This window comes from Pseudomonas sp. TWI923 (assembly GCF_039673365.1).
GTDB classification, from domain to species: Bacteria; Pseudomonadota; Gammaproteobacteria; order Pseudomonadales; family Pseudomonadaceae; genus Aquipseudomonas; species Aquipseudomonas sichuanensis.
The window spans coordinates 55313-73209 of sequence record NZ_JBDJLM010000019.1; the positions used below are offsets into that span (position 1 = coordinate 55313).

Below are 17897 nucleotides of genomic sequence, written 5' to 3' on the forward strand. Positions count from 1 at the left end.
CGGCACAGGTTCAAAGCCAGACCGCATCCCAATGCGGGTACTCCCTGATACTTCCCACCAGCCCAGCCCGCAATGGATTGGCAACGATGTACCTGGCAACCCATCTCACATCCTGGTCTCGACGTAGTGCCCTGTCCTGATAGCCGGGCTGCCATACCGGGTCCTGCTCAACCCCCCGACTTATGCAAGGCCAGGCTCGAGCGCGATTTGAATCTGCGCATCAGCGTGGCAAGCGTCACCGAATGCAGTTCGATAAGCCAATGCAGATGGTCTGGCATGACTACCCACGCCAGCGATTGGCAAGCTTGTTCCTGGTCTGATTTGCGCAGTTCGTTGATGACGAGCCGGGCATTGTGAAAATCCATGAACAATGGTTTTCGTTGGTGGGTGAGGGTGGTCAGTAAATAGATCCGGCCCGGTTCAGAGAACCGTCCTCGGCGGAGCAGATACGACTGGGCCAGGCTCATGCAGGTCGTCCTTGAATAGGGGCTCGCCATGAACACTAGTGGCGCGTCTTGAAACCACGCGTGGCTGATGTTTTCAGAATGTGGCAGCGGTCGTAGACCATTGATCCAGCTCGGCCCTGTGGGAGCGGCTTTAGCCGCGAAGCGGGCAACGCGGTGCTTGGCACCGGCTAAGCCGGTGTTCGCGGGTAAACCCGCTCCCACAGTTACCGCGCCAGATTTCAGATTTGATGCAAGACAGTTGCTAGCACAGGGGAATTGCCCACCGTCCCATGCCGTTTGTCGATCCCTGATCTACGCTTCTCCCACGCGTCGTACAAACCATTCGTACAAGCGAGGAGCCTGCATGTCGGTATCGCATCCGATCATGGTCGGTGGCCTGGGGCTGTTGTTGATGCTTGCGGGCTGTGACAAGGAAGAAGCCGCCCCGGTATTGCCCAAGGTTGCGGTGCAACAAGTCCAACCTACCGATTTCGCCGCCCGGGTCACCCTCACCGGCGACGTGCAGGCGCGGGTGCAGACCGACCTGTCGTTTCGCGTGGGCGGCAAGATCATTTCCCGCAGCGTCGATGTGGGCGACCACGTCAAGGCCAACCAGGTGCTCGCGCGCCTGGACCCGAAAGACCTGCAGAACACCGTCGACTCGGCCAAGGCCGAGGTGTTCGCCGAACAGGCGCGGGTGACCCAGAGCAGCGCCGCGTTCATCCGCCAGCAGAAGCTGCTGCCCAAGGGCTACACCAGCCAGAGCGAATACGATTCCGCCGAAGCCGCCCTGCGCAGCAGCCAGAGCGCGCTCAAGGCGGCCCAGGCGCAGTTGGCCAATGCCAACGAGCAGCTGAGCTATACCGCCCTGGTGTCCGAGGCCGATGGCGTGATCACCGCGCGCCAGGCCGAAGTGGGGCAGGTGGTGCAGGCCACCATGCCGATCTTCAGCCTGGCGGTGGACGGCGACCGCGACGCGGTGTTCAACGTGTACGAATCCCTGCTGGTCAAGCCGCCCAGTGACGAAGGCGTGGTGGTCAGCCTGCTGGACAACCCGGCGGTGAAGGCCGAAGGCCGGGTTCGCGAGATCACCCCGACAGTGTCCGCCGAAAGCGGCACGGTGCAGGTCAAGGTGGCCCTGCGCAACGTGCCGGCCGGCATGCAACTCGGTTCGCCGGTGACCGCCACCGGCAACGCCCAGGGCCGACCAAGCATCGAGTTGCCCTGGGCCGCGCTGACCAAGGCGCTGCATGAGCCCGCAGTGTGGGTGGTGGGCGAGGGCGACAAGGTCGAGCTGCGCAAGGTTCAGGTGTCGCGCTACCTCACCGGCAAGGTGGTGATCGCCGACGGTATCAAGGGCGGCGAGACCGTCGTGGTGGGCGGCGGGCAGTTGCTGCACCCCGGCATGCAGGTGGTGAAAGTCACCGCCAAGGACGGAGGGGCCGCACCATGAAACGCCAGTTGTCGATCCTCTGCGCCAGCCTGTTGCTCGGTGCCTGCGGCGGCGAAGAGATGGCGCCGGAGATGATCCGCCCCGTGCTGTCGACGCTGGTCGAGCCGCAAGTGCAATCGCAACTGGGGCGTTTCGCCGGCACCATCCAGGCGCGCTTCGAAAGCACCCTCGGTTTTCGCGTGTCTGGGCGTATCGCCCGGCGCTGGCTGGATGTCGGTGCCCGGGTGCAGCCCGGCGATACCCTGGCCACCCTCGACCCTACCGATCAACAGAACCAGCTGCGCGCCGCCGAAGGCGACCTGGCCAAGGTCCAGGCGCAGTGGATCAACGCCCAGGCCAACGCGCGCCGCCAGCAGCAGCTGTACGACCGTGGCGTGGGCGCCCAGGCCCAACTGGATATCGCCCAGACCGACCTGAAGACCACCAGCGCGGCGCTGGAGCAGGCCCGCTCGGCGGTCAGCCAGGCCCGCGACCAGTTGGACTACAGCACCCTGCGCACCGACCATGCCGCCGTGGTCACCGCCTGGCAGGCCGAAGCCGGGCAGACCGTCAGCGCAGGCCAGGCCGTGGTCACCCTGGCACGCCCGGACGTCAAGGAAGCGGTGATCGACCTGCCGATCCCCCTGGCCGAGCAGTTGACCAAGAGCCTGACCTTCACCGTGGCCTCGCAGCTCGACCCGAGCATCAACACCACCGCCACCTTGCGCGAGCTCGAGCCCCAGGCCGACGCCACCACCCGCACCCGGCGTGCCCGGCTGACCCTGGCCAGCACCCCGGATGCGTTCCACCTGGGCACCGCGATCAGCGTCACCCTGAGTTCGGCGGTGAGCCCGCGCAGCGAGCTGCCACTGACCGCGCTGCTCGAACGCGATGGCAAGACCCAGGTGTGGGTCGTCGACCCGCAACAGAAAACCGTGGCCACCCGTGACGTCGCGCTGCTCGAACGCACCGCCGACCGCATCGTCCTGGCGTCCGGCGTGCAGCCCGGGGAGCGGGTGGTGACGGCCGGTGTGAACAGCCTCAAGCCTGGCCAGAAAGTGACCTTCGACGAGGACCCGCAATGAAAGGAAGCTTCAACCTCTCGGAGTGGGCCCTCAAGCACCAGTCCTTCGTCTGGTACCTGATGTTCGTCGGCGTGCTGATGGGCATCTTTTCGTACTTCAACCTGGGCCGTGAGGAAGACCCGTCCTTCACCATCAAGACCATGGTGATCCAGAGCCGCTGGCCGGGTGCGACCCAGGACGAAACGCTCTACCAGATCACCGACCGTATCGAGAAGAAGCTCGAAGAACTCGATTCGCTCGACTACGTGAAGAGCTACACCCGCCCTGGCGAGTCCACGGTCTATGTCTACCTGCGCGACACCACCAAGGCCAAGGACATTCCCGAGATCTGGTACCAGGTGCGCAAGAAGATCCAGGATATTCGCGGGCAGTTCCCCCAGGGCATCCAGGGCCCGGCCTTCAACGACGAGTTCGGCGACGTGTTCGGCTCGATCTACGCCTTCACCGCCGACGGCCTGACCCTGCGCCAGTTGCGCGACTATGTGGAGGTGGCCCGCGCCGAAGTTCGCGAGGTGCCCAACATCGGCAAGATCGAGCTGGTCGGCACCCAGGACGAGGTGCTCTACCTGAACTTCTCGACCCGCAAGCTGGCGGCCCTGGGCATCGACCAGCGCCAGGCCATGCAGGCCCTGCAACAACAGAACGCGGTGACCCCGGCCGGGGTGATCGAGGCGGGGCCGGAGCGCATCTCGGTGCGCACCACCGGGCAGTTCGCCTCGGAGAAAGACCTGGAAACGGTGAACTTGCGCATCAACGACCGGTTCTTCCGTCTGGCCGACATCGCCGACATCGAGCGCGGCTACGTCGACCCGCCTTCGCCGATGTTCCGCTACAACGGCCAGACCGCCATTGGCCTGGCGATCGGCATGAAGGCCGGCAGCAACATCGAGGTGTTCGGCGCGGCGCTGAAAGAGAAGATGGACAAGGTGGTGCGCGACCTGCCGGTCGGCGTGGGCGTGCACAATGTGTCCGACCAGGCCGTGGTGGTCAAGCAGGCGGTCGGCGGCTTCACCAGCGCGCTGTTCGAGGCCGTGGTGATCGTGCTCGCCGTGAGCTTCGTCAGCCTCGGCATACGCGCGGGGCTGGTGGTGGCCTGCTCGATTCCGCTGGTGCTGGCCATGGTCTTCGTGTTCATGGAGTACAGCGACATCACCATGCAGCGAATCTCGCTCGGCGCGCTGATCATCGCCCTGGGCCTGCTGGTGGACGATGCGATGATCACCGTCGAGGTGATGGTCACGCGGCTGGAGATGGGCGAGACCAAGGAGCAAGCGGCCACGTTCGCCTACACCTCGACGGCCTTCCCGATGCTTACCGGCACCCTGGTGACGGTGGCCGGCTTCGTGCCCATCGGCCTCAACGCCAGCTCCGCGGGCGAATACACCTATACCCTGTTCGCAGTGATCGCCGTGGCCCTGATCGTGTCCTGGGTGGTGGCGGTATTCTTCGCCCCGGTACTCGGCGTGCACATCCTCAATAGCAAGGTAAAGGCCCACGAGGCCAAGCCCGGGCGCCTCGACCGGGCGTTCGAGGGCGGGCTGCTGTGGTGCATGCGCAATCGCTGGCTGACCATCATCGGCACCATCGTCCTGTTCGCCTTGGCGCTTTTCTGCATGCGCTTCGTGCAGAACCAGTTCTTCCCGTCCTCGGACCGCCCGGAAATCCTCGTCGACCTCAACCTGCCGCAGAATGCCTCGATCGAGGAAACGCGCAAGGTGGTCGACCGCCTGGAGGCCAGGATCAAGGACGACCCGGACCTGGTGCGCTGGAGCACCTACATCGGCCAGGGCGCGATTCGTTTCTACCTGCCCCTCGACCAGCAGTTGCAGAACCCCTACTACGCCCAGCTGGTGATCGTCAGCAAGGGCTTCGAAGAGCGCCAGGGCATGATGGAGCGCCTGCAGAAGCTGCTGCATGAGGAATTCGTCGGCGTGGGCACCAACGTGCAGTCGCTGGAGATGGGCCCGCCGGTGGGGCGGCCGATTCAGTACCGGGTCAGCGGCAAGGACATCGACCAGGTGCGCCGGCATGCCATCGAGCTGGCAACCTTCCTCGACAGCAACGAGCACATCGGCGAGATGATCTACGACTGGAACGAGCCCGGGAAAGTGCTGCGCATCGAGATCGCCCAGGACAAGGCCCGCCAGCTGGGTCTGTCGTCCGAGGATGTGGCCAACGTGATGAACAGCATCGTCAGCGGCGTGCAGGTCACCCAGGTCAACGACAACATCTACCTGGTCAACGTAGTCGCCCGCGCCGAAGACAGCGAGCGTGGTTCGCCCGATACCTTGCAGAACCTGCAGATCGTCACGCCCAGCGGCGCGTCCATCCCGCTGCTGGCCTTCGCCACCGTGCGCTATGAGCTGGAGCAGCCACTGGTGTGGCGGCGTGACCGCAAGCCGACCATCACCATCAAGGCCTCGGTGGTCGGCGACATCCAGCCCACCGACCTGGTGGCCCAGCTCAAACCGGGCATCGACGCGTTTGCCAGCAAGCTGCCGGTCGGCTACGAGGTGGCCACCGGGGGTACGGTCGAGGAGAGCGCCAAGGCCCAGGGCCCGATCCGCAAGGTCGTGCCGCTGATGCTGTTCCTCATGGCGACCTTCCTGATGATCCAGTTGCACAGCGTGCAGAAGCTGTTCCTGGTGGTCAGCGTGGCGCCCCTGGGGCTGATCGGCGTGGTTGTGGCGCTGGTGCCCACGGGCACGCCCATGGGCTTCGTGGCGATCCTCGGGATTCTTGCCCTGGCCGGCATCATCATCCGCAACTCGGTGATCCTGGTGACCCAGATCGACGAATTCGAGGAACAGGGCCTGTCGCCCTGGGAGGCGGTGCTGGAGGCCACCAACCATCGCCGGCGGCCGATCCTGCTGACGGCGGCGGCCGCCAGCCTGGGCATGATCCCGATTGCCCGCGAAGTGTTCTGGGGGCCGATGGCCTACGCCATGATCGGCGGCATCATCAGTGCAACGCTGCTGACGCTGCTGTTCCTGCCGGCGCTGTACGTGGCCTGGTACAAGATCCGCGAGCCGGAGCACAAAACCCAACACTGAACCCTTGTAGGAGCGGCCTTGTGTCGCGAACGGGCTGCGCAGCAGCCCTATCGCGGCCCAAGGCCGCTCCTACAGGTCCCGCGTCAGTGGTTTGAATTTCAGTTATATAAACATTCTTAAACAGTATTTTTAAGAATAACCCCGCCTCACTACTATGGCTCTCACGCCAGGCGCATATCCCCTTCAAACCTCTGCCCGGCACCCTTACTCCAAGGAGAACGAGCATGAGTGCATCACTGCGCAGCATCGACGGTCAGGACGAAGCCACCATCTTGCGTGAAATCCAGAGTGCCCTGCGCGACCTGCGCTTCGGCGCCGTGGAGATCACCGTGCACAACGCCCAGGTGGTGCAGATCGAACGCAAGGAGAAGTTCCGCCTGCAGCAGCCCGGCAACAAGGCCGGCTGACCACGCAACAACCCCTAATTAGAAAAAATGCCAATCGGGAGCTTCACCATGTCCATCCGCCGTTATGCGCTTGCCGCCCTGGCCAGCGCCGTTTTTGCCGGTTCCGCGATCGCCAAGGACTTCGAACTGTTGAACGTGTCCTATGACCCGACCCGCGAGCTGTACCAGCAGTACAACGCCGAGTTCATCAAGCACTGGCAAGCCGCTCACCCGGGCGACAAGGTGAAGATCCAGCAATCCCACGGCGGTTCGGGCAAGCAGGCCCGCGCGGTGATCGATGGCCTGCGCGCCGACGTGGTCACCCTGGCCCTGGCCGGCGACATCGATGAAGTCGCCAAGCTCGGCAAGACCCTGCCGGAGGACTGGCAGAAGCGCCTGCCGGACGCCAGCACCCCGTACACTTCGACCATCGTGTTCCTGGTACGCAAGGGCAACCCGAAAGGCATCAAGGACTGGGGCGACCTGATCAAGAAGGACGTCTCGGTGATCACCCCCAACCCGAAAACCTCCGGCGGCGCCCGCTGGAACTTCCTCGCCGCCTGGGCCTACGGCCTGAAATCCGGCGGTAGCGAAGACAAGGCCAAGGCCTACGTGCAGGAGCTGTTCAAGCACGTACCGGTGCTGGATACCGGCGCCCGTGGTTCGACCATCACCTTCGTCAACAACGGCCAGGGCGATGTGCTGCTGGCCTGGGAGAACGAGGCCTTCCTGGCGCTGAAAGAAGACGGTGGCGCCGACAAGTTCGAGATCGTCGTGCCGTCGCTGTCGATCCTCGCCGAGCCGCCGGTGGCCGTGGTCGACAAGAACGCCGAGAAGAAGGGCAACGAGCAGATCGCCGAGGAATACCTCAAGCACCTGTACAGCCCGGCTGGCCAGAAGATCGCCGCCGAGAACTTCTACCGTCCGCGTGACGCGAAAGTCGCCGCCGAGTTTGCCAAGCAGTTCCCGAAACTGGACCTGGTGACCATCGACAAGGACTTCGGTGGCTGGAAGACTGCGCAGCCGAAGTTCTTCAATGACGGCGGTGTGTTCGACCAGATTTATCAGGCACAGTGATCGGCAATGAAATGAATAGGAGCGGGGCCGCTTAGCGGCCCTTTCGCCGGCAAGCCGGCTCCCACAGGAAGCGGGTATGCACTGCAACTGTGGGAGCTGGCTTGCCAGCGAAAGGGCTGCGTAGCAGCCCCACAAAGAAAACCCTTCAGTAGCCTGCATGTGCCCGGGACCGACCCCGGGCTTCGTGCGTTCAACCAGGGACCTTTATGTCACGTCGTATATCCCCCGTCATACCCGGCTTCGGGCTGACGCTGGGCTACACCTTGGTGTACCTCAGCCTGATCGTGCTGATACCGCTGGCGGCCATGTTCATCCATGCCTCGCAGCTGACCTGGGAACAGTTCTGGAACATCGTCAGCGCGCCGCGGGTCATCGCCGCGCTGAAGCTGAGTTTCGGCACCGCCCTGTTTGCCGCCATCATCAACGGCGTGATCGGCACCCTGCTGGCCTGGGTGCTGGTGCGCTACACCTTCCCCGGTCGCAAGATCATCGACGCGATGATCGACCTGCCGTTCGCCCTGCCCACGGCCGTGGCCGGTATCGCCTTGACCGCGCTGTACGCGCCGGCAGGCTGGGTCGGCCAGTTCGCCACCGACCTGGGCTTCAAGATCGCCTACACCCCACTGGGCATCACCCTGGCACTGACCTTCGTCACCCTGCCGTTCGTGGTGCGCACGGTGCAGCCGGTGCTGGCCGACATCCCGCGTGAAGTGGAAGAGGCCGCCGCCTGCCTGGGCGCGAAGCCCTTGCAGGTGTTCCGTCACATCCTGGCGCCGGCGCTGCTGCCGGCCTGGCTGACCGGCTTCGCCCTGGCCTTCGCCCGCGGCGTGGGCGAGTACGGTTCGGTGATCTTCATCGCCGGCAACATGCCGATGAAGACTGAGATCCTGCCGCTGCTGATCATGGTCAAGCTCGACCAGTACGACTACACCGGCGCCACCGCCATCGGCGTGCTGATGCTGGTGGTTTCCTTCATCCTGCTGCTGCTGATCAACTTGCTGCAGCGGCGCATCGAAACCCCTTGAAGGAGGCCCGCTAATGTCTTCATCGACCCTTGGCGCGAGCGCTGCCGCCAACGCCGCCCGGCGTGGCAGCGCCACTTCGCGCCGCGTGCTGATTACCCTGGCCTGGATCGTCTTCGCCCTGTTCTTGGCCTTGCCGCTGGTGATCGTGGTGTCCCAGGCGCTCAAGAACGGCTTCGGCACGTTCTTCGAGGCAATCTTCGAGGCCGATGCGCTGTCGGCGCTCAAGCTCACCCTGCTGGCGGTGGCCATCTCGGTGCCGCTGAACCTGCTGTTCGGGGTCAGTGCCGCCTGGTGCGTGAGCAAATACACCTTCCGTGGCAAGAGCCTGCTGGTAACCCTGATCGACCTGCCATTCTCGGTGTCGCCGGTAATCGCCGGCCTGGTCTACGTGCTGATGTTCGGCGCCCAGGGCCTGTTCGGCCCGTGGCTGCAGGACCACGATATCCAGATCGTGTTCGCCCTGCCGGGCATTGTCCTGGCGACCATCTTCGTCACCGTGCCGTTCGTGGCCCGTGAACTGATCCCGCTGATGCAGGAGCAGGGCACCCAGGAAGAGGAGGCCGCGCGCCTGCTCGGCGCCAACGGCTGGCAGATGTTCTGGCATGTCACCCTGCCGAATATCAAATGGGGCCTGATCTACGGCGTGGTGCTGTGCACCGCGCGGGCGATGGGCGAGTTCGGCGCGGTGTCGGTGGTGTCCGGGCATATCCGTGGCGTCACCAACACCTTGCCGCTGCACGTGGAGATCCTCTACAACGAGTACAACCATGTCGCGGCCTTCAGCGTGGCCAGCCTGTTGCTGATCCTGGCGCTCTTCATCCTGCTGCTCAAGCAGTGGAGCGAGAACCGTATTAACCGCCTGCGCCACAGCGCCGCGGAGGAATGATTCATGTCGATCGAAGTTCGTAATGTCAGCAAGCGCTTCAACAGCTTCCAGGCCCTGAACGCCATCAACCTGGATATCCACAGCGGCGAGCTGGTGGCCCTGCTCGGCCCGTCCGGCTGCGGCAAGACCACCCTGCTGCGCATCATCGCCGGCCTGGAAACGCCGGATGACGGCAGCATCGTGTTCCACGGCGAGGATGTTTCGGGCCACGACGTGCGTGACCGTAACGTCGGTTTCGTGTTCCAGCACTACGCGCTGTTCCGCCACATGAGTGTGTTCGACAACGTCGCGTTTGGCCTGCGCATGAAACCCAAGGGCGAGCGCCCGAGCGAGAGCAAGATCGCCGAGAAGGTCCATGAGCTGCTGAACATGGTCCAGCTCGACTGGCTGTCCGACCGTTACCCCGAGCAGCTGTCCGGTGGCCAGCGCCAGCGTATCGCCCTGGCCCGTGCCCTGGCGGTGGAACCCAAGGTGCTGCTGCTCGACGAGCCGTTCGGGGCGCTGGATGCCAAGGTGCGCAAGGAGCTGCGCCGCTGGCTGGCGCGCCTGCACGAGGACATCAACCTGACCTCGGTGTTCGTCACCCACGACCAGGAAGAGGCCATGGAAGTGGCCGACCGCATAGTGGTGATGAACAAGGGCGTGATCGAGCAGATCGGCTCGCCGGGCGAGGTGTACGAGAAGCCGGCCAACGATTTCGTCTACCACTTCCTCGGCGACTCCAACCGCCTGGCGCTCAGCGAAGGGCACCATGTGCTGTTCCGCCCGCACGAAGTGTCGCTGTCGCGCCATGAAACCGAAGGCCACCATGCCGCCGAGGTGCGTGACATTCGCCCGCTGGGCGCGACCACCCGGGTGACCTTGAAGGTGGAAGGGCAGAGCGAGCTGATCGAGGCCGAGGTGGTCAAGGACCACGACAGCCTGACCGGGCTGGCGCGGGGGGAGACGCTGTTCTTCCGGCCGAAGGTGTGGCAGAAGGTGGCCGATATCTGAGCGACTGGATGTGAATGAAGAACCCGGGCCTGGTCCCGGGTTTTTTTTGCCTGCGCCATCGTATTCGCGGGTAAACCCGCTCCCACAAGGACCGGCGCCAAAGTCTGTGGGAGCGGGTTTACCCGCGAACGAGGGCGCAGCCCTCGCAGCGATTCGATGCCTTTCACGAATATTTTCAATGCAGCTCAGGCATCGTTGACTTGGCGGCCTGCTACAAGCCACGAACGACGCGGCCTACAAACAGCACATCAAAATCAATATTCATAAAAGCTATAACGTTAACTTTAAACATTACTTTATGGCCTAAGCCTCCGCCGTCGATGATTCAGCCACACACCTGAATCGAGACCCCAGGAGTTTCAGCAATGGGTAATGTCCAGTCGGCCGTCAGGGCCTTTGAGCAGCCATGGCACCCGGCATCGGGCGACCTGGTCGAGCTCGGACGCACACTGCGCCTGCCGCTTGGCCAGTTGCGCCTGCAGCGCACGCCGGTGAGCGGCCTCAAGCGCCGCGACAAGCTGGCGCTGGGCCTGCTGGTGCTGGCGCTGCATGGCGCCGCCGCCTACTGGATCAGCCAGGCGCCGACCCCGGCGCTGCCGGTCGTGCCGCCGCAGATCCCGCCCATGACCATCGAGTTCGCCGCGCCCGCACCGCCAGTCGTCGAACCGCCGCCACCTGCTCCGGCACCGCCTGTGGTGGAACCGCCACCGCCGGTGGTCGACGAGCTGGCCGCCAAGCCAAAGCCCAAGCCGAAACCAGTGCCCAAACCGGTGGCCAAGCCGCAACCCAAGCCGCAACCCAAGCCACAGCCGAAACCGGTCGAAGCACCGCCGCCAACGCCGGTGGCTGCCCCGGCACCGCCCGCGCCAGCCGCACCACCCGCGCCGGCCCCGGTGACCCCGGCATCGGCCAACGCCGCGTACCTGAAGAACCCGGCCCCTGAGTACCCGCAGATGGCCCTGCGCCGTGGCTGGGAAGGCACCGTGCTGCTGCGCGTCGAGGTGCTGCCCAGCGGCAAGCCCGGGCAGATCCAGCTGCAGAAGAGCAGTGGCCGTGACGCCCTGGATGCTGCCGCGCTGGCCGCAGTCAAGCGCTGGAGCTTCGTCCCCGCCAAGCAGGGCGACGTGGCCCTGGCCGGCTGGGTCAGCGTACCCATCGATTTCAAGCTTCGTTAATTCGCCACCGCACAAAGGAAGGACTTCACCATGAGCCTGTTGGCATCCCCCCTCGAATCCGTTGAAAGCGCCGTCATCTGGCTGTTGGTCGGTTTCTCCGTGGCCACTTGGGCGCTGGCCCTGGTCAAGGTCGTGCAGTTCGTGCGCCTCAAGCGCCAGGACAAGCGCTTCCACCAGCAGTTCTGGGCCGCATCCAGCCTCGACTCCGCCGCCGAAATCAGCCACCAGCAACCCGGCCCCGCCGCCCGCGTCGCCCAGGCCGGTTACGCCGCCATCGCCGTCGGCGAACCCGGCCAGGCCAATGACCTGAGCCAGGCCATCAACCATCAGGACCGCCTCGAGCGCGCCCTGCGCCAGCAGATCGTGCGCGAGCGCCGCTCGCTGGAAACCGGCCTGGCGGTGGTCGCCAGTATCGGCAGCACCTCGCCCTTCATCGGCCTGTTCGGCACCGTGTGGGGCATCATGGAAGCGCTCAAGGGCATCAGCGCGGCAGGTTCGGCCAGCCTGGAAACCGTGGCCGGCCCGATCGGCGCGGCGCTGGTCGCCACCGGCGTGGGTATCGCCGTCGCGGTGCCGGCGGTGCTGGTCTACAACTACTTCCTGCGCCGCCTCAAGCTGACCGCTGCCGACCTCGACGACTTCGCCCACGACTTCTACAGCCTGGCGCAGAAGAGTGCCTTCCGCGTGCTGCTGCACCCGGCGGTGCAGCGCCAGCAGGCCGGCTTCAACCAACCTGTGAAGGAGGCCTCCTGACATGGCCTTCTCGACCCAGGACAGCGATGAAGTATTGAGTGAAATCAACGTCACGCCACTGGTGGACGTCATGCTGGTGCTGCTGGTGGTGTTCATCGTCACCGCGCCGCTGCTGACCAACGCCATCCCCATCAACCTGCCCAAGACCGAGGCCGTGGCCCCGGTGGAGCAGAAGGACCCACTGGTGGTGAGCATCGATGGCAGCGGCAAGCTGTTCATCAACAAGGACGAGATCCAGCCCGACCTGCTGGAAACCAACCTCAAGGCCGCCAAAGGCAAGGACGCCGAGCTGCGCGTGCAGCTGCAGGCCGACGATGGCGTGAACTACGGCGAAGTCGCCCGGGCCATGGCGGCCATCGAACGGGCCGGCATTACCAAGCTGGCGGTGATTACCGCGCGCTGACCAGCAATACCCTCTTCAGGCAAGTGCTTATGGGCCATTTTCCTTGGCAGGGGATGGCCCTTTTTTTATGGGGCCTTCACTGCACTGTGTTGCGTTGCTGGTGCTGGCCTCATCGCTGGCAAGCCAGCTCCCACAGGGTTCGCGTATGGCTGGGTATATTCGGTCGAGGTGGGAGCTGGCTTGCCAGCGATGAGGCCTGAGGGATTGCATAGTCATAAAACGAATAAACAAATGAAAAAATATGATTTATGGATATATGTGACCAGCTGTTAAGGTCACTTCCATCCAGCGGGGCCAACCCCTCGCGGCCCTGCAAATCGAATCGAAGGAAGCGCTTTCAATGCTGGTTGTTTCTGTCGGTGGTAGCCCAAGTCTTCGTTCACGCTCCGGCGTGCTGCTAGAGCGCACCCGCGACTGGCTGCAGGAGCGCGGAGTCGAAGTGGTGACCTTCCAGGTGCGTGAGTTCAACGCCGAAGACCTGCTGCATGCGCGCTTCGACAGCCCGCAGGTGCGTCACTTCATCGAACTGGTGGCCCAGGCCGACGGCCTGGTGGTGGCCACCCCGGTGTACAAAGCCTCGTTTGCCGGCGCGCTGAAGACCCTGCTCGACCTGCTGCCCGAGCGTGCCCTGGAACACAAGGTGGTACTGCCGGTGGCAACCGGCGGCAGCATCGCCCACATGCTTGCCGTGGACTACGCGCTCAAGCCGGTGCTGTCTGCCTTGAAGGCGCAGGAGACCCTGCAAGGGATCTTCGCCGACGACAGTCAGATCGCCTACGGCGAAGGCAACCGCCCTGCGCAGCTGGCCCCGGCCCTGGAGCAGCGCCTGCAGGATTCGCTGGAAACCTTCCATGGCGCCCTGGCGCGGCGGCCTCGGCCGGTCGCACCGGGTGTGCTCAACGAACGCCTGCTCAGTGCCCGCTGGAGCATCTGAGCCACTGATCCATCGCTTCACTGCTGTCCCACCTTACTCGCCCGTCAACGAGGCAAGCAGGTGCAACCCGAACCCAACTCGCACAGGAGAGCGCCATGCGCACAGTCTTCTTGCGTCGTGGTCTGGTCGCCCTGTTTGCGGCGGCTGTGTCCTTCGGCGCCATTACCCAAGCCCAGGCCGAGAGCCTGCGTATCGGTTACCAGAAATACGGCACCCTGGTGCTGCTCAAGGCCAAGGGCTCGCTGGAGAAGCGCCTGAAGGAACAGGGCATCGACGTGCAATGGACCGAGTTCCCCGGCGGCCCGCAGCTGCTTGAAGGGCTCAACGTCGGCTCGATCGACTTCGGTGTCACCGGCGAAACCCCGCCGGTATTCGCCCAGGCCGCAGGCGCCGACCTGCTCTACGTCGCCTATGAGCCGCCAGCCCCGCACAGCGAGGCGATCCTCGTGCCCAAGGGCTCGTCGATCCAGTCGGTGAAAGAGCTCAAGGGCAAGAAAGTCGCGCTGAACAAAGGCTCGAACGTTCATTACCTGCTGGTGCGTGCCCTCGAAGACGCCGGCCTCAAATACACCGACATCCAGCCGGTCTACCTGCCGCCGGCCGACGCCCGCGCCGCCTTCGAGCGTGGCAGCGTCGATGCCTGGGTGATCTGGGACCCGTACCAGGCCGCCGCCGAGCAACAGCTGCAGGCGCGTACCCTGCGTGACGGCAAGGGCCTGGTCGACAACCACCAGTTCTACCTGGCCACCCGCAGCTACGCCACCCAACACCCGGCGGTGATCAACACCTTGGTCGAGGAAGTGCGCACGGTGGGCCAGTGGTCCCAGGCCAACCCCCAGGAGGTGACCGACCAGGTCGCGCCGCTGCTCGGCCTGCCCGCCGACATCACCCTGACCTCGGTGAAGCGCCAGGGCTACGGTGCCGCGCCGCTGACCCCGGAAGTGATCGCCGCGCAGCAGAAGATCGCCGACACCTTCCAGGCCCTGAAGCTGATCCCCAAGCCCTTGAGCATCAAGGACGTGATCTGGACACCCCCCGCCAAGGTCGCCAGCGCGCCTTGATCGATTCGCCAGTGCCGGGGCCAGCCCCCGGCTCGAGCCACCCTTGAGGAGACAACTCCAATGAGCCTGAACATCTTCTGGTTCCTGCCCACCCACGGTGACGGCAAGTACCTGGGCACCAGCGAAGGCGCCCGCGCCGTCGACCATGGCTACCTGGCGCAGATCGCCCAGGCCGCCGACCGCCTCGGCTTCGGCGGCGTGCTGATCCCCACCGGGCGGTCCTGCGAGGACTCCTGGCTGGTCGCCGCGTCGCTGATCCCGGTGACCGAGCGCCTGAAGTTCCTGGTCGCTCTGCGCCCGGGGATCATTTCGCCGACCGTGGCCGCGCGTCAGGCCGCCACCCTCGATCGCCTGTCCAACGGCCGTGCGCTGTTCAACCTGGTGACCGGCGGCGATCCTGACGAGCTGGCCGGTGACGGCCTGCACCTGAACCACCAGGAGCGCTACGAGGCCTCGGTGGAGTTCACCCGCATCTGGCGCAAGGTGCTGGAAGGTGAAAACGTCGACTACGACGGTAAACACATCCAGGTGAAGGGCGCCAAGCTGCTCTACCCGCCGATCCAGCAACCACGTCCGCCGCTGTATTTCGGCGGATCGTCCGAGGCCGCCCAGGACCTGGCTGCCGAACAGGTCGAGCTGTACCTGACCTGGGGCGAGCCACCGAGCGCCGTTGCCGAGAAAATCGCCCAGGTGCGCGAGAAAGCCGCCGCCCAGGGCCGTGAAGTGCGCTTCGGTATCCGCCTGCACGTGATCGTGCGGGAAACCAACGAAGAGGCCTGGGCTGCCGCCGACAAGCTGATCTCGCACCTGGACGACGACACCATCGCCCGCGCCCAGGCTTCGCTGGCGCGCTTCGATTCGGTCGGCCAGCAACGCATGGCTGCGCTGCACAACGGCAACCGCGACAACCTGGAGGTCAGCCCCAACCTGTGGGCCGGCGTCGGCCTGGTGCGCGGCGGTGCCGGCACTGCGCTGGTGGGCGATGGCCCGACCGTGGCGGCGCGGGTCAAGGAATACGCAGACCTGGGCATCGATACCTTCATCTTCTCGGGTTATCCACACCTGGAAGAGTCGTACCGCGTCGCTGAACTGCTGTTCCCGCACCTGGATGTGCAGCGCCCGGAGCAACCGAAAACCGGTGGTTACGTGAGCCCGTTCGGCGAAATGGTCGCCAACGACATCCTGCCCAAAGCCGTGTCGCAGAGCTGAGGGCCGGACCATGGGTGCTGATACCTCAACCTCCTGGGCCAAGCGCCTGGCGCCGTGGGCGCTGCCGGTGCTGCTGTTGGCAGTCTGGCAGCTGGCGGTCAGCGCTGGCTGGCTGTCGACGCGCATCCTCCCCGCCCCGAGCGCGGTGGTCAGCGCCGGGGTCGAGCTGGTGCGCAGCGGCGAAATCTGGACCCACCTGGCCATCAGTGGCTGGCGTGCCGGGCTGGGCTTCGCCATCGGCGGCAGCCTCGGCCTGCTGCTGGGCTTCATCACCGGCCTGTCGAAGTGGGGCGAGCGCCTGCTCGACAGCTCGGTGCAGATGATCCGCAACGTGCCGCACCTGGCGCTGATCCCGCTGGTGATCCTGTGGTTCGGTATCGACGAGTCGGCAAAGATTTTCCTGGTGGCGCTGGGGACCTTGTTCCCGATCTATCTGAACACCTACCACGGCATCCGCAACGTCGACCCGGCGTTGGTGGAAATGGCGCGCAGCTACGGGCTGTCGGGCTTCGGCCTGTTCCGTCAGGTGATCCTGCCGGGGGCGCTGCCGTCGATCCTGGTTGGTGTGCGCTTCGCCCTGGGCTTCATGTGGCTGACCCTGATCGTCGCCGAGACCATTTCAGCCAACGCCGGCATCGGTTACCTGGCGATGAACGCCCGTGAGTTCCTGCAGACCGACGTGGTGGTGCTGGCGATCGTGCTGTACGCCGTGCTCGGCAAGCTCGCCGACCTGGCCGCCCGTGGCCTGGAACGTGTGTGGTTGCGCTGGCACCCGGCCTATCAGGTCGCCAAGAAGGAGGGTGCATGATGACCGTGCTCAAAGAGCAGCCGCCACGCCTGCTGCGTGGCATCCCGCTGGCCGCCAACGGCCTGCGCAAGACCTTTGGCCAGCGCGAAGTGTTGAAGGGCATCGATCTGCACATTCCGGCCGGCCAGTTCGTCGCCATCGTCGGCCGTAGCGGCTGCGGCAAGAGCACCTTGCTGCGCCTGCTGGCCGGGCTCGACAACCCCAGCGCCGGCGAATTGCTGGCCGGTGCCGCGCCACTGGCCGAGGCCCGGGAGGACACCCGGCTGATGTTCCAGGACGCCCGCCTGCTGCCGTGGAAGAAGGTGATCGACAACGTCGGCCTGGGCCTGTCCGGCGACTGGCGGCAACGGGCGCTGGATGCCCTGGAGGCGGTCGGCCTGGCTGACCGCGCCAATGAGTGGCCAGCGGCCTTGTCCGGCGGCCAGAAGCAACGGGTTGCCCTGGCCCGGGCGTTGATCCATCAGCCGCGCCTGCTGCTGCTGGACGAGCCGCTGGGCGCGCTGGACGCATTGACCCGTATCGAGATGCAGCAACTGATCGAACGCCTGTGGCGTCAGCACGGTTTCACCGTGCTGCTGGTCACCCACGACGTCAGCGAAGCCGTCGCCGTGGCTGACCGGGTGATCCTGATCGAGGACGGCGCCGTCGGCCTCGACCTGCTGGTCGACCTGCCGCGCCCTCGGGCGCGTGGTTCGCACCGCCTGGCAAGCCTGGAAAGTGAAGTGCTGGACCGTGTTCTGTCCGCCCCGGGCACCCCGCCCGAGCCGGAACCTGTAGCCCCTTTGCCCACGCAGCTGCGTTGGGCGCATTGAACCCCGAAGCCAATCAAAGGAAATCAGCCATGACCATCAAAGCCATCAACGTTCGCAACCAGTTCAAAGGCACCGTGAAGGAAATCCTCGAAGGCCCGGTACTGTCGGAAATCGACGTGCAGACCGCCTCGGGCGTGGTGACTTCGGTGATCACCACCCGTTCCGTGAAGGAGCTGGAGCTGCAGGTAGGCAGTGAAGTAATCGCGTTTGTGAAATCGACCGAGGTGTCCATCGCCAAGCTGTGATGCTGCTGCTCGATATCGGGGCTGCTTCGCAGCCCTTCGCGGGTAAATCGGATCGCCGCACCGCCGCTCCCACAGGTACTGCGCAGGGTCAAGAACTTGCGCGGACCATGTGGG

17 protein-coding genes and 1 pseudogene are annotated in these 17897 nt (G+C 64.9%); 17 read left to right on the forward strand and 1 reads right to left on the reverse strand.

Annotated features, from left to right (window positions below):
* Positions 1 to 10: 10 nt before the first annotated feature.
* Positions 11 to 467 (reverse strand): annotated as a pseudogene (locus ABE459_RS10675) (transposase).
* Positions 468 to 810: 343 nt separating this feature from the next.
* On the opposite strand from ABE459_RS10675, the gene ABE459_RS10680 reads away from it, so the two are divergent.
* The 17 genes from ABE459_RS10680 to ABE459_RS10760 all read left to right on the forward strand — a co-directional run bounded on the left by ABE459_RS10680 (position 811) and on the right by ABE459_RS10760 (position 17783).
* Positions 811 to 1899, forward strand: coding sequence for an efflux RND transporter periplasmic adaptor subunit (locus ABE459_RS10680; protein WP_323830021.1), 1089 nt, complete (start codon positions 811 to 813; stop codon positions 1897 to 1899).
* Complete coding sequence (locus ABE459_RS10685; RefSeq protein ID WP_258705508.1) at positions 1896 to 2963, forward strand: efflux RND transporter periplasmic adaptor subunit; 1068 nt, start codon at positions 1896 to 1898, stop codon at positions 2961 to 2963. The genes ABE459_RS10680 and ABE459_RS10685 overlap by 4 nt, the downstream gene beginning before the upstream one ends.
* The gene (locus ABE459_RS10690; RefSeq protein WP_125462202.1) at positions 2960 to 6016 is read left to right on the forward strand and encodes an efflux RND transporter permease subunit; all 3057 of its coding nucleotides are present in this window, start codon (positions 2960 to 2962) and stop codon (positions 6014 to 6016) included. Before ABE459_RS10685 ends, ABE459_RS10690 begins: the two co-directional genes overlap by 4 nt.
* 224 nt (positions 6017 to 6240) lie before the next feature.
* Positions 6241 to 6423 carry a sulfur starvation response protein OscA gene (gene oscA / locus ABE459_RS10695; protein WP_016712582.1) on the forward strand — a complete coding sequence of 61 codons (183 nt, stop codon included), beginning with the start codon at positions 6241 to 6243 and terminating at the stop codon, positions 6421 to 6423.
* Between the two features lie 48 nt (positions 6424 to 6471).
* Positions 6472 to 7479 carry a sulfate ABC transporter substrate-binding protein gene (locus ABE459_RS10700; protein WP_125462203.1) on the forward strand — a complete coding sequence of 336 codons (1008 nt, stop codon included), beginning with the start codon at positions 6472 to 6474 and terminating at the stop codon, positions 7477 to 7479.
* Between the two features lie 206 nt (positions 7480 to 7685).
* The gene (cysT, locus tag ABE459_RS10705) at positions 7686 to 8504 is read left to right on the forward strand and encodes a sulfate ABC transporter permease subunit CysT (protein ID WP_110992174.1); all 819 of its coding nucleotides are present in this window, start codon (positions 7686 to 7688) and stop codon (positions 8502 to 8504) included.
* Between the two features lie 13 nt (positions 8505 to 8517).
* Entirely contained in the window at positions 8518 to 9390 is an 873-nt protein-coding gene (gene cysW / locus ABE459_RS10710) for a sulfate ABC transporter permease subunit CysW (RefSeq protein WP_110992175.1), read from the forward strand.
* 3 nt (positions 9391 to 9393) lie between these two features.
* On the forward strand, positions 9394 to 10383 hold the full coding sequence (locus ABE459_RS10715; RefSeq protein WP_110992176.1) for a sulfate ABC transporter ATP-binding protein: 990 nt from the start codon (positions 9394 to 9396) through the stop codon (positions 10381 to 10383).
* Positions 10384 to 10748: 365 nt separating this feature from the next.
* The gene (locus ABE459_RS10720; protein ID WP_323830032.1) at positions 10749 to 11558 is read left to right on the forward strand and encodes an energy transducer TonB; all 810 of its coding nucleotides are present in this window, start codon (positions 10749 to 10751) and stop codon (positions 11556 to 11558) included.
* A 30-nt stretch (positions 11559 to 11588) separates the two neighbouring features.
* On the forward strand, positions 11589 to 12311 hold the full coding sequence (locus ABE459_RS10725) for a MotA/TolQ/ExbB proton channel family protein (RefSeq protein ID WP_110992179.1): 723 nt from the start codon (positions 11589 to 11591) through the stop codon (positions 12309 to 12311).
* A gap of 1 nt (position 12312) precedes the next feature.
* Entirely contained in the window at positions 12313 to 12714 is a 402-nt protein-coding gene (locus tag ABE459_RS10730; protein ID WP_110992180.1) for a biopolymer transporter ExbD, read from the forward strand.
* Positions 12715 to 13054: 340 nt separating this feature from the next.
* Positions 13055 to 13648 (forward strand): NADPH-dependent FMN reductase, encoded by a 594-nt coding sequence (ssuE, locus tag ABE459_RS10735; RefSeq protein ID WP_125462205.1) that lies wholly within the window; start codon positions 13055 to 13057, stop codon positions 13646 to 13648.
* A gap of 95 nt (positions 13649 to 13743) precedes the next feature.
* Positions 13744 to 14709 carry a sulfonate ABC transporter substrate-binding protein gene (locus ABE459_RS10740; protein ID WP_110992182.1) on the forward strand — a complete coding sequence of 322 codons (966 nt, stop codon included), beginning with the start codon at positions 13744 to 13746 and terminating at the stop codon, positions 14707 to 14709.
* A gap of 60 nt (positions 14710 to 14769) precedes the next feature.
* A complete protein-coding gene (ssuD, locus tag ABE459_RS10745) occupies positions 14770 to 15918 on the forward strand; it encodes an FMNH2-dependent alkanesulfonate monooxygenase (protein ID WP_110992183.1) in 1149 nt (382 codons plus the stop codon).
* A 10-nt stretch (positions 15919 to 15928) separates the two neighbouring features.
* A complete protein-coding gene (gene ssuC / locus ABE459_RS10750; RefSeq protein ID WP_110992184.1) occupies positions 15929 to 16726 on the forward strand; it encodes an aliphatic sulfonate ABC transporter permease SsuC in 798 nt (265 codons plus the stop codon).
* Positions 16726 to 17538 carry an aliphatic sulfonates ABC transporter ATP-binding protein gene (ssuB, locus tag ABE459_RS10755; protein ID WP_125857101.1) on the forward strand — a complete coding sequence of 271 codons (813 nt, stop codon included), beginning with the start codon at positions 16726 to 16728 and terminating at the stop codon, positions 17536 to 17538. The genes ssuC and ssuB overlap by 1 nt, the downstream gene beginning before the upstream one ends.
* Positions 17539 to 17567: 29 nt before the next feature.
* Positions 17568 to 17783: a TOBE domain-containing protein gene (locus tag ABE459_RS10760; protein WP_101322556.1), complete on the forward strand. Its 216-nt coding sequence runs from the start codon at positions 17568 to 17570 to the stop codon at positions 17781 to 17783.
* The last annotated feature ends 114 nt before the right edge of the window (positions 17784 to 17897 follow it).

Excerpts from the sequence above, each read along its gene's own strand:
- ABE459_RS10680 (WP_323830021.1), top strand. The coding sequence starts at position 811 with ATGTCGGTATCGCATCCGATCATGGTCGGTGGCCTGGGGCTGTTGTTG.
- ABE459_RS10685 (WP_258705508.1), top strand. The coding sequence starts at position 1,896 with ATGAAACGCCAGTTGTCGATCCTCTGCGCCAGCCTGTTGCTCGGTGCC.
- ABE459_RS10690 (WP_125462202.1), top strand. The coding sequence starts at position 2,960 with ATGAAAGGAAGCTTCAACCTCTCGGAGTGGGCCCTCAAGCACCAGTCC.
- oscA (WP_016712582.1), top strand. The coding sequence starts at position 6,241 with ATGAGTGCATCACTGCGCAGCATCGACGGTCAGGACGAAGCCACCATC.
- ABE459_RS10700 (WP_125462203.1), top strand. The coding sequence starts at position 6,472 with ATGTCCATCCGCCGTTATGCGCTTGCCGCCCTGGCCAGCGCCGTTTTT.
- cysT (WP_110992174.1), top strand. The coding sequence starts at position 7,686 with ATGTCACGTCGTATATCCCCCGTCATACCCGGCTTCGGGCTGACGCTG.
- cysW (WP_110992175.1), top strand. The coding sequence starts at position 8,518 with ATGTCTTCATCGACCCTTGGCGCGAGCGCTGCCGCCAACGCCGCCCGG.
- ABE459_RS10715 (WP_110992176.1), top strand. The coding sequence starts at position 9,394 with ATGTCGATCGAAGTTCGTAATGTCAGCAAGCGCTTCAACAGCTTCCAG.
- ABE459_RS10720 (WP_323830032.1), top strand. The coding sequence starts at position 10,749 with ATGGGTAATGTCCAGTCGGCCGTCAGGGCCTTTGAGCAGCCATGGCAC.
- ABE459_RS10725 (WP_110992179.1), top strand. The coding sequence starts at position 11,589 with ATGAGCCTGTTGGCATCCCCCCTCGAATCCGTTGAAAGCGCCGTCATC.
- ABE459_RS10730 (WP_110992180.1), top strand. The coding sequence starts at position 12,313 with ATGGCCTTCTCGACCCAGGACAGCGATGAAGTATTGAGTGAAATCAAC.
- ssuE (WP_125462205.1), top strand. The coding sequence starts at position 13,055 with ATGCTGGTTGTTTCTGTCGGTGGTAGCCCAAGTCTTCGTTCACGCTCC.
- ABE459_RS10740 (WP_110992182.1), top strand. The coding sequence starts at position 13,744 with ATGCGCACAGTCTTCTTGCGTCGTGGTCTGGTCGCCCTGTTTGCGGCG.
- ssuD (WP_110992183.1), top strand. The coding sequence starts at position 14,770 with ATGAGCCTGAACATCTTCTGGTTCCTGCCCACCCACGGTGACGGCAAG.
- ssuC (WP_110992184.1), top strand. The coding sequence starts at position 15,929 with ATGGGTGCTGATACCTCAACCTCCTGGGCCAAGCGCCTGGCGCCGTGG.
- ssuB (WP_125857101.1), top strand. The coding sequence starts at position 16,726 with ATGACCGTGCTCAAAGAGCAGCCGCCACGCCTGCTGCGTGGCATCCCG.
- ABE459_RS10760 (WP_101322556.1), top strand. The coding sequence starts at position 17,568 with ATGACCATCAAAGCCATCAACGTTCGCAACCAGTTCAAAGGCACCGTG.